We start from the raw sequence: 14,873 nt of genomic DNA on the forward strand, positions 1-14,873 counted from the left end.
GGGTACCGGGTTTTCTCCGGGTCGTCTCGGGGTCGGAGTGCGGAACTCGCGTGCCACCCGCGGCGTTCGAGGGACCGTCAGCAGGTGCGGGGCGGCAGGTCAGCCGGTGCGGTGCACCACCGCGTCGCACAGCGCGGCCAGCGCGTACTTGGCGGGGTTGTCCGGCAGCGGGTCCAGCAGCGTCCGGGCCTGGTGCGCGAGTTCCAGGGTGTCGCGGCGGGCCAGCTCCAGCGCCGGGTGGCGGCGCAGCAGTTCCAGCGCCTCGGCGTGCAGGGCGTCGTCGGTCAGGTCGGCGTCGAGCAGCTGGTCGAGCCGCCGCTCCTCGGCGGTGGCGTTGCCGCCGGACTGCGCGTACCAGCGGCGGGCGTGCAGCACCGGCAGCGTGAAGATGCCCTCGCGCAGGTCGGTGCCGGGCGTCTTGCCGGACTCGTGGCTGTCGCTGGTGATGTCCAGGATGTCGTCGGCGAGCTGGAAGGCGGCGCCGATCCGCTCCCCGTACGTGGTGAGGATGCGCACCACCGACTCGTCGGCGCCGGACATCATGCCGCCGAACCGGCCGGAGACCGAGACCAGGGAGCTGGACTTGCCGGCGATGACCTCCATGTAGTGGTCGAGCGGGTCGTGGCCGGGCCGCGGGCCGACCGTCTCCATGATCTGGCCGGTCACCAGCCGCTCGAAGGACTCGGCCTGGACCCGGACCGCCTCGGGCCCGAGGTCGGCGAGCAGGTGGGAGGCGCGGGAGAACAGGAAGTCGCCGGTCAGCACGGCCACCGAGTTGCCCCAGCGGGCGTTGGTGCTGGGCACCCCGCGGCGGACCGCGGCCTCGTCCATCACGTCGTCGTGGTACAGCGTCGCCAGGTGCGTGAGCTCGACCACGACGGCGGCCGGGACCACGCCGGGGGCGTGCGGATCGCCGAACTGCGCGGAGAGCATCACCAGCAGCGGCCGGAACCGCTTGCCGCCCGCCTTCACCAGGTGCCGGGCCGCGTCGGTGATGAACGGCACGTCACTCTTGGTGGCCTCCAGCAGACCCTCCTCCACGGCCGCGAGACCGGATCGGATGTCGGCCTCGAGGGCCTCGTCCCACACGCTCAGCCCGAAAGGCTCGACGACGGTCACGAGGGGTACTCCTGTCGCTGATCTGACTCCCGGCCGCAGGTGCGGCCCGGAGTCTCCCTGGCTCTGGCGGCTCTGAGCTTCCGGCGCAGCCTGGTGCTGCTCATAACGGCAGGGTAGCCGGTCGCATGTGGATCACCGTCGTCGCCTGGCACTGCGACCAGGCCGCACCCGGTCACTGCACGTATAATCCTGATTACCGGAATTGCACACATTTGCTCCCCTCGGAAGGATGACGGGAGGGGCCCTGGAGACAGCAGGAGGGTGAAGGGCGGATTGCGCGCTCCTGGCCGCCTTGGCACCGATGCGGGCGTCCTCGTTCCGTAATGACCCGCCCCCGGGTGATCGGACCGTCCCGCCACCGGGGCAACTACACTCGCCAGAGCACCTTGTGACATGTCCTCGCTTCGGACGCGGTGACCCCGCGCCCGACCCGGCAGAGAGGAGGTGGATCGATGGCAGCCGGCTCCGACGGCCTCGAGGATCTCGGAGATCTCGACGAGAACGAGGCCGAAGCGCACGTGCGCGGCGTCTGCTTCAAGACCGGTCCGCCCGAGCAAACGGGCGTGGAACTGGAGTGGCTGGTCCAGGACCGCTCCGACCCCCGTGCACTGATATCCGCCGACCGGCTTGACGCGGCCCTCGCGCCGGTCGAGGCCCCAGGGGCGCTTCCCCGGGGCAGCAGGATCACCCGCGAGCCGGGTGGCCAGGTGGAGCTCAGCTCCCCGCCCGCACCCGCGCTCGGCGCGTGCGTCGAGGCGATGGCCACGGACCTCGCCGTACTCCGTGAGGCCGCCGACCGGGCCGGACTGGTCCTCGTCGGCAAGGGCCTCGACCCCTTCAGAAAACCGCCCCGGGTGCTCGACCACCCGCGTTACCGGGCGATGGAGGGCTACTTCGACCGCGAGGGCCCCTGGGGCCGCGCCATGATGCGGCGCACCGCCTCCCTCCAGGTCAACCTCGACTGCGGCGACGACTCGCCCGGCGTCACCGGCCACCGCTACCGCTGGGCGCTGGCCCACCGGCTCGGCCCGGTCCTCGTCGCCGCCTTCGCGAACTCCCCGCTCGGCACCGGCGGCCCCACCGGATGGCTGTCCACCCGGCAGGCCACCTGGGCCCGGATGGACCCGGGCCGCACCCGCCACCCCCGCCACCACCCCGACCCCGGCACCGCCTGGGCCGGGTACGCGCTCGACGCCCGGCTGCTGTGCGTCCGGCGCCCGGACGCGGCCGGGGACTGGTCGGCACCGCCGGGGCTGACCTTCCGGGACTGGCTGCGCGGCGCGGCCCCGGACCTGCGCCGGCCCACCCGGGCCGACCTGGACTACCACCTGAGCACGCTGTTCCCGCCGGTCCGGCCGCGCGGCTGGCTGGAGCTGCGGATGATCGACGCGCAGGACGGCGACGACTGGATCGTGCCCACCGTCCTGGCCGCGACCCTGATGGACGATCCGGTGGCCGCCGCCACGGCCTGGGCGGCCACCGAGCCGCTCTGCGCCGACCTGGGCGACCCCCTGGACCCCCTCCCCCACGACGAGGTATGGCGGCGCGCCGCCAGGATCGGGCCGGCCGACCCCGATCTCGCCAAGGCGGCCCGCACCTGTTTCGCCGCGGCCGAGAGCGCCCTCGCGCGCTCCGGGGCCCCCGCCGCGCTGCGCCAGGCCCTGGCCTGCTTCGCCGAGCGCTATCCGGAACGCGGCCGATGTCCCGCAGACGACCAGTTGGACGCGCTGAGCCGCGCCTGACCCACTGGAAGGCTTCTCGTGACAAACCCTCGCACCACGAGCACCGGCATTGCCCGAAATCCCGTCTCACCTGCACCTTCAGCCTCATCTGACGCTTTCGGCCCGTCCGTACCGCAGAACGGCCCTGCGGTGCCGGACGCCGAGGCGGCCGCTGACGCCGCCGCCGGGGCCGCGGAACCCGCCGACCCGGCCGCCCGCGCCCGGGCCGCGCTGGAGGCCGCCAGGCGGCGCACCATGGCCCTGACCGACCCGGTGTCCGAGGAGGACCTGGTCGCCCAGCACTCGCGGCTGATGTCGCCCCTGGTGTGGGACCTCGCCCACATCGCCAACCAGGAGGAGCTGTGGCTGGTCCGCGAGGCCGGCCGCCGCCCGGGGCTGCGGCCGGACCTGGACCACGTGTACGACGCGTTCCAGACGCCGCGTGCGGACCGGCCCGCGCTGCCGATGCTCGGCCCGGCGGAGGCCCGCGCCTACGTGGCCGCGGTCCGGGCCGAGACCGCGGAGGTGCTGGCGGAGGCCGACGTCTCGCCCGGCAACCCCGAGCCGCTGCTGGCCGGCGCCTTCGTCTTCGGCATGCTCGCCCAGCACGAGCAGCAGCACGACGAGACGATGCTCGCCACGCACCAGCTGCGGAAGGGCCCGGCCGTGCTGGACGCGCCCACGCCGCCGCCCGCGCCCGCGGACGCCGCCGCGCTGCCGCGCGAGGTGCTGGTCCCCGCCGGGCCGTTCACCATGGGCACCTCCACCGAGCCGTGGGCGCTGGACAACGAGCAGCCCGCGCACACCGTCGAGGTCCCGGCGTTCTGGCTGGACACGGTGCCGGTCACCAACGGCGCCTACCAGGAGTTCATCGCCGCCGGCGGCTACCGCGACCCGCAGTGGTGGTCGCCCGAGGGCTGGCGCCACGTGCAGGACGCCGGGCTCCGGGCGCCGCTGTTCTGGTCGCGGGACGGCGACGGCTGGACGCGCCGCCGCTTCGGGCACGTCGAACCGGTGCCGGACGACGAGCCGGTGCTGCACGTGTGCTGGTACGAGGCCGACGCCTACGCCCGCTGGGCCGGGCGGCGGCTGCCCACCGAGGCTGAGTGGGAGAAGGCGGCGCGGCACGACCCGGCGTCCGGCCGGTCCCGCCGCTACCCGTGGGGCGACCAGGACCCGCGGCCGGAGCACGCCAACCTCGCTCAGCGCCACCTCCAGCCGTCGCCGGCCGGCAGCCATCCGGCCGGCGCGGCCCCCAGCGGGGCGCGGCAGCTGATCGGCGACGTGTGGGAGTGGACGTCCTCGGACTTCGCGCCCTACCCGGGGTTCGCCGCGTTCCCGTACAAGGAGTACTCGGAGGTGTTCTTCGGCCCGGAGTACAAGGTGCTGCGCGGCGGTGCGTTCGGGGTGTCGCCGGTGGTGTGCCGGGGCACGTTCCGCAACTGGGACTACCCGATCCGCCGGCAGATCTTCGCGGGGTTCCGCACCGCGCGGGACGCGGCCCCCGGGGAGGCCGCCTGATGTGCCGTCACCTGGCCTACCTGGGCCCGCCCGTGGCGCTCGCGCGGCTGCTGACCGAGCCGCCGCGCGGCCTGTACGAGCAGGCGTGGCGGCCGCGCAGGCAGCGGCACGGCACGGTCAACGCCGACGGGTTCGGCGTGGGGTGGTACCCGCCGGCCGCCGACGGCGGTGCGGAGCCCGGGAGTTCGGGCCCGGCCCGCTCGGGCCACGACGGTCCGGCCGCCGTCGGGCCGGACGGCGCGGCGCCGCGGCCCGACGACGCCGCGCGGCCCGCCCGCTACCGCAGGGCCGTCCCGATGTGGGCCGACGAGAACCTCGCCGACCTGCTGCGGACGGTGCGCAGCGGCGCGGTGCTCGCCGCGGTCCGCTCGGCGACCGCGGGCACCACCCAGGACGAGTCGGCGGCCGCGCCGTTCCGCGCCGGCCGCTGGCTGTTCAGCCACAACGGCGCGGTCCCGGACTGGACGCGGCTGCCCACGTCGCTGCCGGCGGCCGAACTCCTGTCCATGGAGGCCCGGTCGGACTCCGCGCTGCTGTGGGCGATGGCCCTGCACCTGCTGCGGCAGGGGCAGCCGCCGGGGGGCGCGCTGTCCGCCGTGGTGCGGGAGGTGGCCGCCGCGCGGCCCACCGCCCGGCTCAACCTGCTGCTCACCGACGGCCGGACGCTGGCGGCCACCGCGTGGGGCGACACGCTGTGGTACCGCACCGGCCCCGATCACGTACTGGTCGCCTCCGAGCCCGACGACGCGCCCGGGCAGTGGACGGAAGTCCCCGACCGCTCGCTGCTGCTGGCCACCCCGGCCGGCGTCCGGGTCAGCGCGCTGCGCCCCGTGCGCACCGACAGCAAGGACACGCACATGAGCGAGAGCCGCTTCACCCTCGACGACCGGCTGCCCGCCGGCTACTTCACCGACACCCTCCACGCCGACGTGCTCGCCGGTCTCGGCAGCTCGCCGCGCACGCTCCCGCCCAAGTGGTTCTACGACAAGCGCGGCAGTGACCTGTTCGAGCAGATCACCCGGCTCCCGGAGTACTACCCGACGCGCGCGGAGCAGGAGATCCTGGAGCGGCGGGCGCCGGAGATCGCCGAGACGACCCGGGCCGCCACCCTGGTCGAGCTGGGCTCCGGCTCGTCCCGCAAGACCCGCCTGCTGCTGGACGCGCTGACCGCGCGCGGCACCCTGCAGCAGTACGCGCCGCTCGACGTGAGCGCGGCGGCGCTCGCCGAGGCCGGCGAGGCGGTCTGCCGGGACTACCCGCGGCTGCGGGTGTCCGCGACGGTCGCCGACTTCGAGTCGGACCTGGCGCTGTCCGACGAGCCGGGCCCGCGGCTGGTGGCGTTCCTCGGCAGCACCATCGGCAACCTCGACCCCGCGCAGCGGCTCGCCTTCTACCGCACCCTGTCGCTGGCGCTCAGCGGCGACGACGTGCTGCTGCTCGGCGCCGACCTGGTCAAGGACCCGGAGGTGCTGGTGCGCGCCTACGACGACTCGGCCGGAGTCACCGCGGAGTTCAACAAGAACGTGCTGCACGTGCTCAACCGCGAGCTGAGCGCCGACTTCGACCCGGACGCGTTCGACCACGTCGCCCTGTGGGACGCCGGCGAGGAGCGGATCGAGATGCGGCTGCGGTCGCGGATCGCCCAGACCGTGAAGATCCCCGACCTCGACCTTTCCCTGGACTTCGCCCAGGCCGAGGATCTGCGGACCGAGCTGTCCTGCAAGTTCCGCCGCGAGACCCTCACCGAGGAGCTGCACGAGGGCGGCTTCACCGTCCGCCAGTGGTGGACGGACGACGCCGAGCGCTTCGCGCTGCTGCTCGCGGTGCCCAACTAGGCCACGTCGCAGGGTCGGTTCGCCCGGCCGCCGCTCCTGGGCGGCGGCCGGGCGCCGGCCGTCAGGCGCGGGCCGTCAGGCGTGGTTCAGGCGCCCACCACGCCGTCGACGCCCTCGCGCAGGAAGTCGGCGTGGCCGTTGTGGCGGGCGTACTCCTGGAGCATGTGGAACATCACCATGCGCAGCGAGACCTCCTCCTCCCAGCGCGGCTGGTAGCCCACCGCGTCCAGCGACTCGGCGGCGTGCTCGATGCGCCGCGCCTGCGCGACCTCCGCCTCCCACACGGCGAACGCCTCGGCCCGGCTGGAGGCGCTCCCGTCGTACGCGGCCTGGAAGTCGTTGGGCGTCTCCGACCACACCATCGGCGCGTCGTGGTCCTCGAACACCCGCCGGAACCAGGTGCGTTCGACCTCGGCCATGTGCCGGACCAGACCGAGCAGCGTCAGCGTGGACGGCGGCGAGGAGCGCTCCTTGAGCTGCTCGTCGGTCAGCCCCTCGCACTTCATGGCGAGCGTGGCCCGGTGGTAGTCGAGGAAGGCCCGCAGCATCTCGCGCTCGGTGCCGAAGTTCGGGGGGCCCACCCGGTTGTCGGTGCTCATCGGCGCAGCGTACCCGGTGGGCCGGGAACCCCCGGGCCGGGCGCGGAGTTGGCCGGTCATGGATGCCTTCGACGCCTTCGAGCGCGTGACGTGGGACAGCCGGGCCGAGCCCTACGCGCGCACCTTCGGGCGGCTGTGCGCCCGCACGGCGCCGGCGCTGCTGGACGCGGCAGGGCTGCCGGACGGCACCGCGCCCGGGCTGCGGCTGCTGGACGTCGGGACCGGCCCGGGGACGGTCGCCGCGGCGGCCTGCGCACGCGGCGCCCGGGTCACGGCCGTCGACGCGGAGCCGTCGATGGTCGCGCTCGCCGCGCGCAACGTGCCGCGGGCCGACGTCCAGCAGGCCACGCTCCCCCGGCTGCCCTTCGCCGACGGCGCGTTCGACGCGGTGGTGGGCAACTTCGTGCTCAACCACGTGGCACGGCCGCGGACCGCCCTCGCCGAGCTGGCCCGGGTCACCGCGCCCGGCGGCCGGATCGCGCTCACCATCTGGGCGTCGCCCGGCGCGCCGGGCCAGGCCCTGCTGGGGCGGGCCGTGGAGGCGGCGGGCGCGTCCCGTCCTGCGGGCATGCCCGGCGGCCTCGCCGCCGAGGAGGACTTCCCCCGCACCGCGGACGGTCTGGCCGCGCTGCTGCGTGAGGCCGGCCTGGCGGACGCCGCGTGCGCGCCCCAGCACTGGGACCACGTGGTCGACCCGGACGACTGGTGGGCGGGCGCGGCGGCCGGCATCGCCTTCATCGGGCAGGTCGTGACCCGCCAGCCGCCGGCCGTCGTCGCCCGGATCAGGGGCGCCTACGACGACCTCGCCGGCGGGTTCCGCCGCCCCGACGGCCTGCTCGCCCTCCCCCACACGGCGCTGCTCGTCCACGCCACCGCCTGATCCGCGCGACGGGCGACCGGCGATGCCGCGTACCCTCCGGGACATGGGGAGAAGAAGGTTCGTCGCCCTGGGCGGCGGGATCGTCATGGTGGGGGCGGCCACGATAGCCGGGATCCTCGTCGTCGAGGGGGCCGGCGACGACGACGGCCGGCACGGGTCCGCGGTGAACCCCATGGCCATGGAGCGGAACATGGCACGGCGGCTGCCGGAGGGCTGGACGGGCCGGGTCACGCCCGGCGACGGCGGCACCTACGACGTGTGGCTGCGGCACTCCGGGGACGCCGCGTCCGCGATCCGGTCGATCCGCGCGCACGATGTCGTGGACATCGGCAAGCCCGCGATCCTGACGCTGCTTCCGAAGGGCGCGGTGGAGCACACGGACTTCGTGTTCCACCTCTCCGACACCGCCGGCGACGGCGAACTGCTCCGCGCCGCCGCCGGCCCCCACCACCCCGGCCCCACCCCGACCCTCGTCCGCGCGGGCAGGGATTACGTGCAAGCGGAGATCTCGATGGACATGCCCACCAGCATGCCCCCCTTCACCCTCGACGCCCCCGCCACCAGCTGAAGAGGGATCGTCCAGGAAGCAGTCCGGGGGCGCCCTGGTGGGCGCCCCCGGGGGGTTCACTGCGCGTGCTGGCTCACCCGTTTCTGTAGCGCCCGAGCCGAAGGGCCCGCCGGTGCCTGGAGGGAGAACGCGCGCAGGCCCCGAGGAACGAGGGGCCGAGCACGATCGACCGGCAGGCACCGGGCCCAAAAGGGCCCGGAGGCGAGGGCGCGGCAATAAGAGGCGCGGCGATAAAAGCGGCTCAGCGGACGAAGACGCCGGCCTTGTCGGCCAGGTCCAGGAAGTACTGGGGGGCGAGCCCCAGGACCAGGGTGACGGCGACACCGACGGCGATGGCCGTGGACGTCAGCGGGCTGGGCACGGCCACGGAGGGGCCGTCCGCCTTGGGCTCGCTGAAGAACATCAGGACGATCACCCGGATGTAGAAGAACGCCGCGATCGCCGACGAGATCACACCGACGATGACCAGCGGCATCGCCCCGCCCTGCGCCGCCGCCTTGAACACCGCGAACTTCCCGGCGAAGCCGGAGGTCAGCGGGATGCCCGCGAAGGCCAGCAGGAACACCGCGAACACCGCGGCCACCAGCGGGGAGCGCCGGCCCAGACCGGCCCACCGCGACAGGTGGGTGGCCTCGCCGCCGGCGTCCCGCACCAGCGTGACCACCGCGAACGCGCCCAGCGTCACGAACGAGTACGCCGCCAGATAGAACAGCACCGAGGAGACGCCGCTCTTGTCGATGGCGATCACGCCCGCGAGGATGAAGCCCGCGTGGGCGACCGAGGAGTACGCCAGCAGCCGCTTGACGTCGGTCTGGGTGACCGCGATCACCGCACCGATGACCATCGTCACGATGGCCACGCCCCACATCACCGGACGCCAGTCCCAGCGCAGGCCCGGCAGCACCACGTACAGCAGCCGCAGCAGCGCGCCGAACGCGGCGACCTTGGTGGCCGCGGCCATGAAGCCGGTGACCGGGGTCGGCGCGCCCTGGTAGACGTCGGGCGTCCACATGTGGAACGGCACCGCGCCGACCTTGAAGAGCAGGCCGACCGCCACCATCGCCAGGCCGATCAGCAGCAGCGCGTCGTTCTGCGTCGAGGACGCCAGCACGGGCGTGGTCTTCGCGGTGCCGTCGATCACCGACGCGATGCCGGAGTAGGAGACGGTGCCCGCGTAGCCGTAGAGCAGCGCGATGCCGAAGAGCAGGAAGGCCGAGGAGAAGGCGCCCAGCAGGAAGTACTTGACCGCCGCCTCCTGGGACATCAGGCGGTTGCGCCGGGCCAGCGCGCACAGGATGTACAGCGGCAGCGAGAAGACCTCGAGGGCGACGAACAGTGTCAGCAGGTCGTTGGCCGCCGGGAAGATCAGCATGCCGCCGACCGCGAACATCAGCAGCGGGAAGACCTCGGTGGTGGTGAAGCCGGCCCGCACGGCGGACCGCTCCTGGTCACCGCCGGGCACCGCGGAGCCCTGCGCGGCGAACGAGTCGACGTGCCGGCCGTGGGCCTTGGGGTCGAGCCGCCGCTCGGCGAAGGTGAACACCGCCACCAGCGCGACCAGCAGGATGGTGCCCTGCAGGAACAGTGCGGGGCCGTCGACGGCCACCGCGCCCATCGCGGCGATGTGCGCCTTGGTGGTGCCGTAGCCCTTCTCCGCCAGCGCGACGACCGCGGCGAACGCGGCGGCCAGGCCGACCACCGCCAGGCCGACCTGGGCGGTGTAGCGCGACTTGCGGGGCAGGAACGCCTCCACCAGCACGCCCAGCGCGGCCACACCGAAGACGATCAGCGTCGGCGACAGCTGCGCGTACTCGATGTGCGGGGACGGGAATTTCTCCGTGGCGGGCGCTGCGGCCGTCCACAGGCTGTGGACGGACGGCGCGACAGCGGATGCGCTCACTTCTTCGCCTCCAGCGCGGGCTTGGGGTCGGTCTTGTGCACGTCGGAGAGCGTGTGCTGGACCGACGGGTTGACGATGTCCGTCACCGGCTTGGGATAGACGCCGAGGAAGAGCAGCAGCGCGATCAGCGGTGCGACGACCACGAGTTCACGTGCCTTGAGGTCGGACATGCGCTCGACGCCGGCCTTGACCGGGCCGGTCATCGTGCGCTGGTAGAGCACCAGCACGTACAGGGCGGCCAGCACGATGCCCAGCGTGGCGACGATGCCGAGCACCGGGTACCGGCTGAAGGTGCCGACCAGGACCAGGAACTCGCTGACGAACGGCGCGAGTCCTGGCAGTGACAGGGTCGCCAGGCCGCCGACCAGGAAGGTGCCGGCCAGCAGGGGCGCGACCTTCTGCACCCCGCCGAAGTCGGCGATGAGCCGCGAGCCGCGGCGGGAGATCAGGAACCCGGCGACCAGCATCAACGCGGCCGTGGAGATGCCGTGGTTGACCATGTACAGCGTCGCGCCGGACTGGCCCTGGCTGGTCATCGCGAAGATGCCCAGGATGATGAAGCCGAAGTGCGACACCGAGGCATAGGCGATCAGCCGCTTGATGTCGCGCTGGCCGACCGCCAGCAGGGCGCCGTAGATGATGCTGATCACCGCGAGCACCATGATCACCGGCGTGGCCCACTTGGACGCGTCCGGGAACAGCTGGAGGCAGAACCGCAGCATCGCGAACGTGCCGACCTTGTCGACGACCGCGGTGATCAGCACGGCCACCGGGGCGGTCGACTCGCCCATCGCGTTGGGCAGCCAGGTGTGCAGCGGCCACAGCGGGGCCTTCACCGCGAAGGCGAAGAAGAAGCCGAGGAACAGCCACCGCTCGGTGGAGGTGGCCAGCTGGAACTTGCCGGCCGAGCGCGCGTTGAGGATGTCCTGCAGCGCGAAGGTGCCGGTGCCCAGCTGCTTGGCGGTGGCCGCGTACAGGCCGATCACCGCGGCCAGCATGATCAGGCCGCCCGCCAGGTTGTACAGCAGGAACTTGACCGCGGCGTAGGAGCGCTGGCGGGCCGCCTCGTCCTCACCGCCCGCGTGGGCGCGGTCCCCGAAGCCGCCGATGAGGAAGTACATCGGGATGAGCATGGCTTCGAAGAAGATGTAGAAGAGGAAGACGTCGGTGGCCTCGAAGGAGAGCACCACCATCGCCTCGACCATCAGGATCAGCGCGAAGAAGCCCTGGGTGGGCCGCCAGCGCCGGTTGGGCCCCGCGGTGTCCTCCAGCGGCTCGGCGTCGTGCCAGCCGGCCAGCATCACGAACGGGATGAGCAGCGCGGTCAGCGCCACCATGACGGCGCCGATGCCGTCGACCCCCAGGTCGTAGTGGAGGCCGAAGCTCTTCACCCAGGTGTGCGTCTCGGTGAACTGGTAGCGGGCGCCGCCCGGTTCGAACCGGAACAGCGTGACGAGCGACAGCACCAGGGTGCCGAGCGAGAACAGCAGCGCCGTGTACTTGGCGGCCGCCTTCCGGGCCGCGGGCACGGCCGCCGTGACGACCGCTCCGACCGCGGGCAGCGCGGCGGTGACCGTCAGGATGGGGAAAGAAGAGTCTGCCATGGCTGTTTCAGACCGCCCTCATCAGAAGGGTCGCGGCGACGACCACCGCGGTACCGCCGAGCATCGACACGGCGTACGACCTGACGTAGCCGTTCTGCAGCTTCCGCAGCCGGCCGGACAGGCCGCCGACCGAGGCCGCGGTGCCGTTGACGACGCCGTCCACCAGGGAGTGGTCGAGGTAGACCAGCGACCGGGTGAGGTGCTCGCCGCCGCGGACGAGGACGACGTGGTTGAAGTCGTCCTGCAGCAGGTCGCGGCGGGCGGCCCGGGTCAGCAGGCTGCCGCGGGGCGCGACCGCGGGCACCGGCCGGCGCCCGTACATCAGCCAGGCCAGGCCCACCCCGAGCACCAGCACCACCATCGTGCCCGCGGTGACGGTGCCGGCGCTCACCGGCGAGTCGCCCTCGGCGAACCCGGTGACCGGCTCCAGCCAGTGCACGAAGCGGGAGTTGATCGAGAACAGCGCACCGGCGAAGACCGAGCCGAAGGCCAGCACGACCATCGGGATCGTCATGGAGGCCGGCGACTCGTGCGGGTGCGGCTGGTGGCCCTCGGCGTCCGGCACCCAGCGCTTCTCGCCGAAGAAAGTCATCAGCATCACGCGCGTCATGTAGAACGCGGTGATGGCGGCGCCCAGCATCGCGCAGCCGCCGAGGATCCAGCCCTCGGTGCCGCCCTTCGCGAAGGCCGCCTCGATGATCTTGTCCTTGGAGAAGAAGCCGGACAGGCCGGGGAAGCCGATGATCGCCAGGTAGCCGAGGCCGAAGGTGACGAAGGTGATCGGCATGTACTTGCGCAGGCCGCCGTAACGGCGCATGTCCACCTCGTCGTTCATGCCGTGCATGACCGAACCGGCGCCCAGGAACAGCCCCGCCTTGAAGAAGCCGTGGGTGACCAGGTGCATGATCGCGAAGACGTAGCCGATCGGGCCGAGCCCGGCGGCCATGATCATGTAGCCGATCTGCGACATCGTGGAGCCGGCCAGCGCCTTCTTGATGTCGTCCTTGGCGCAACCGACGATGGCACCGAACAGCAGCGTGACCGCGCCGACGACGACCACCGCGGTCTGCGCGTCGGGCGCGGCGTTGAAGAGCGCGCCGGACCGGGTGATGAGGTACACGCCGGCGGTCACCATGGTGGCGGCGTGGATGAGGGCCGACACCGGGGTGGGGCCCTCCATCGCGTCGCCGAGCCAGGACTGCAGCGGCACCTGGGCCGACTTGCCGCACGCGGCGAGCAGCAGCATGAAGCCGATGCCGGTGAGCGTGGCGTGCTGCGTGGTGGACGCCTGGCCGACCTTCGGGAAGACGTCGGCGAAGGCGAACGAGCCGAAGGTGGTGAACATCAGCATGATCGCCACCGACAGGCCGATGTCGCCGACCCGGTTGACCAGGAACGCCTTCTTGGCGGCGGTGGCCGCGCTGGGCTTGTGCTGCCAGAAGCCGATCAGCAGGTACGAGGCGAGGCCCACGCCCTCCCAACCGGCGTACAGCAGGAAGTAGTTGTCGGCCAGCACCAGCAGCAGCATCGCCGCCAGGAACAGGTTGAGGAAGCCGAAGAACTTCCGCCGGTTCTCGTCGTGCTTCATGTAGCCGATCGAGTAGATGTGGATCAGCGAGCCCACACCGGTGATCAGCAGCACGAACGTCATGGACAGCTGGTCGAGTTGGAAGCCGACCTGGGCCTGGAAGCTCTCGACGGGCACCCAGGTGTACAGGTGCGACGTGAGGGTGCGGTGGTCCGCGCTCTTGCCCAGCATGTCGGCGAACAGCACGACGGCGAAGGCGAACGACACCAGCGCGAGCACGGTGCCGATCAGGTGGCCGGTGCGGTCGAGCCGCCGGCCTCCGGTCAGCAGCACGCCCGCGCCCAGCAGCGGCGCAGCGACGAGCAGTCCGATCAGGGTTTCCACTGTCGCAGCCCCTTACAGCTTCATGAGGTTCGCGTCGTCGACCGAGGCCGAATGGCGTGAACGGAAGATCGACACGATGATCGCGAGCCCGACCACCACCTCGGCGGCGGCGACGACCATCGTGAAGAAGGCGATCACCTGCCCGTCGAGGTTGCCGTGCATCCGGGAGAAGGTGACGAACGCCAGGTTGCAGGCGTTCAGCATCAGCTCCACGCACATGAAGACCACGATCGCGTTGCGGCGGATCAGGACGCCTGCGGCGCCGATGGTGAACAACAGCGCCGCGAGATACAGGTAGTTGGCCGGGCTCACTTGGCACCCTCCTCGGTCCGGTCAGCCCCCGCCGAAGCATCCGACGGTTCCGACGACTCCTCCGGGCCCTTGGCCTCCAGGCCCTTGCGCCCGAGCCACTCGCCCGCGCTCTGGTCCAGTGCGGCCAGCCGGCGCATCGCGTCACCGGACACGTCCCGGATCTGGCCGCGGCTGCGCAGCGTGGAGCTGACCGACAGATCGGACGTCGAACCGTCGGGCAGCAGCGCCGGGATGTCCACCGCGTTGTGCCGGGCGTAGGTGCCGGGCGCCGGCAGCGGGGTGACCTGCAGGCCCTCCCTGACGCGGGCCTGCGACAGCTCGCGCTGGGTGCGGCGCTCCTCGGTGCGCTCGCGGTGGGTGAGCACCATCGCGCCGACGGCCGCGGTGATCAGCAGCGCGCCGGTGATCTCGAAGGCCCACACGTATTTGGTGAACACCAGCCGGGCCAGGCCCTGGACGTTGCCGCCCGAGTTGGCCTGGCCGGAGCCGGCGAAGGTGTGCAGCGAGGCGTTGGAGATGCCGGCGATCAGCAGGATGCCGAAGCCGAGGCCGCACACCGCGGCCATCCACCGCTGGCCCTTGAGCGTCTCCTTCAGCGAGTCCGCCGCGGTGATGCCCACCAGCATCACGACGAACAGGAAGAGCATCATGATCGCGCCGGTGTAGACGACGATCTGCACCACGCCCAGGAAGTACGCGCCCTGGGCCAGGTAGAAGACCGCGAGCACGATCATGGTGCCGGCCAGGCACAGCGCACTGTGCACCGACTTCTTCATCAGGACGGTGCCGAGCGCGCCGAGGACGGCGACGGTGCCGAGCACCCAGAACTGGACGGCCTCACCGCTGGAGGTCCGGGTCATCTCCGCGGCCAGCGACATCGTCGGCGACGCCGGCGCCAGCGC

The 14,873-nt window shown here is 72.5% G+C and carries 12 protein-coding genes and 1 pseudogene; 6 read left to right on the forward strand and 7 right to left on the reverse strand.

Features of this window, described 5'->3' with window-relative positions; all coding sequences use genetic code 11:
- Window positions 1-99: 99 nt before the first annotated feature.
- Window positions 100-1,119 carry a polyprenyl synthetase family protein gene (locus ACH4TG_RS27915; protein WP_398245285.1) on the reverse strand — a complete coding sequence of 340 codons (1,020 nt, stop codon included), beginning with the start codon at window positions 1,117-1,119 and terminating at the stop codon, window positions 100-102.
- Window positions 1,120-1,571: 452 nt separating this feature from the next.
- Between ACH4TG_RS27915 and egtA the strand changes: the two genes are divergently transcribed.
- From egtA to egtD, 4 genes and pseudogenes are all read left to right on the forward strand, one after another.
- Window positions 1,572-2,861: an ergothioneine biosynthesis glutamate--cysteine ligase EgtA gene (gene egtA / locus ACH4TG_RS27920; protein WP_398245286.1), complete on the forward strand. Its 1,290-nt coding sequence runs from the start codon at window positions 1,572-1,574 to the stop codon at window positions 2,859-2,861.
- Window positions 2,862-3,095: 234 nt separating this feature from the next.
- Entirely contained in the window at window positions 3,096-4,361 is a 1,266-nt protein-coding gene (gene egtB / locus ACH4TG_RS27925) for an ergothioneine biosynthesis protein EgtB (protein WP_398245412.1), read from the forward strand.
- A gap of 296 nt (window positions 4,362-4,657) precedes the next feature.
- Window positions 4,658-4,999, forward strand: a pseudogene (locus tag ACH4TG_RS27930) (class II glutamine amidotransferase); the annotation flags it as partial.
- 219 nt (window positions 5,000-5,218) lie between these two features.
- On the forward strand, window positions 5,219-6,196 hold the full coding sequence (gene egtD, locus ACH4TG_RS27935; RefSeq protein WP_398245413.1) for an L-histidine N(alpha)-methyltransferase: 978 nt from the start codon (window positions 5,219-5,221) through the stop codon (window positions 6,194-6,196).
- 86 nt (window positions 6,197-6,282) lie between these two features.
- Here the strand turns inward: egtD and ACH4TG_RS27940 are convergent, their stop codons facing one another.
- A complete protein-coding gene (locus ACH4TG_RS27940; protein WP_398245287.1) occupies window positions 6,283-6,795 on the reverse strand; it encodes a DinB family protein in 513 nt (170 codons plus the stop codon).
- Window positions 6,796-6,853: 58 nt separating this feature from the next.
- Here ACH4TG_RS27940 and ACH4TG_RS27945 point away from each other — a divergent pair, with 58 nt between their 5' ends.
- Entirely contained in the window at window positions 6,854-7,675 is an 822-nt protein-coding gene (locus ACH4TG_RS27945; protein WP_398245288.1) for a class I SAM-dependent methyltransferase, read from the forward strand.
- A 43-nt stretch (window positions 7,676-7,718) separates the two neighbouring features.
- On the forward strand, window positions 7,719-8,243 hold the full coding sequence (locus ACH4TG_RS27950) for a hypothetical protein (protein WP_398245289.1): 525 nt from the start codon (window positions 7,719-7,721) through the stop codon (window positions 8,241-8,243).
- 241 nt (window positions 8,244-8,484) lie between these two features.
- On the opposite strand, the gene nuoN is transcribed toward ACH4TG_RS27950, so the two are convergent.
- Genes nuoN through ACH4TG_RS27975 form a run of 5 tightly spaced genes read right to left on the reverse strand, consistent with a single transcriptional unit; the run spans window position 8,485 to window position 14,849 of the window.
- Window positions 8,485-10,143, reverse strand: coding sequence for an NADH-quinone oxidoreductase subunit NuoN (gene nuoN, locus ACH4TG_RS27955; RefSeq protein WP_398245290.1), 1,659 nt, complete (start codon window positions 10,141-10,143; stop codon window positions 8,485-8,487).
- Window positions 10,140-11,747: an NADH-quinone oxidoreductase subunit M gene (locus tag ACH4TG_RS27960; protein ID WP_398245291.1), complete on the reverse strand. Its 1,608-nt coding sequence runs from the start codon at window positions 11,745-11,747 to the stop codon at window positions 10,140-10,142. The genes nuoN and ACH4TG_RS27960 overlap by 4 nt, the downstream gene beginning before the upstream one ends.
- 7 nt (window positions 11,748-11,754) lie before the next feature.
- Window positions 11,755-13,659 carry an NADH-quinone oxidoreductase subunit L gene (gene nuoL, locus ACH4TG_RS27965; RefSeq protein ID WP_398245292.1) on the reverse strand — a complete coding sequence of 635 codons (1,905 nt, stop codon included), beginning with the start codon at window positions 13,657-13,659 and terminating at the stop codon, window positions 11,755-11,757.
- 12 nt (window positions 13,660-13,671) lie between these two features.
- A complete protein-coding gene (gene nuoK / locus ACH4TG_RS27970; RefSeq protein WP_398245293.1) occupies window positions 13,672-13,971 on the reverse strand; it encodes an NADH-quinone oxidoreductase subunit NuoK in 300 nt (99 codons plus the stop codon).
- Window positions 13,968-14,849, reverse strand: a complete 882-nt coding sequence (locus tag ACH4TG_RS27975; protein ID WP_398245415.1) for an NADH-quinone oxidoreductase subunit J — start codon at window positions 14,847-14,849, stop codon at window positions 13,968-13,970. The genes nuoK and ACH4TG_RS27975 overlap by 4 nt, the downstream gene beginning before the upstream one ends.
- Window positions 14,850-14,873 lie beyond the last annotated feature (24 nt).

The organism is Streptomyces sp. NPDC020917 (assembly GCF_044333795.1).
GTDB lineage: Bacteria > Actinomycetota > Actinomycetes > Streptomycetales > Streptomycetaceae > Actinacidiphila.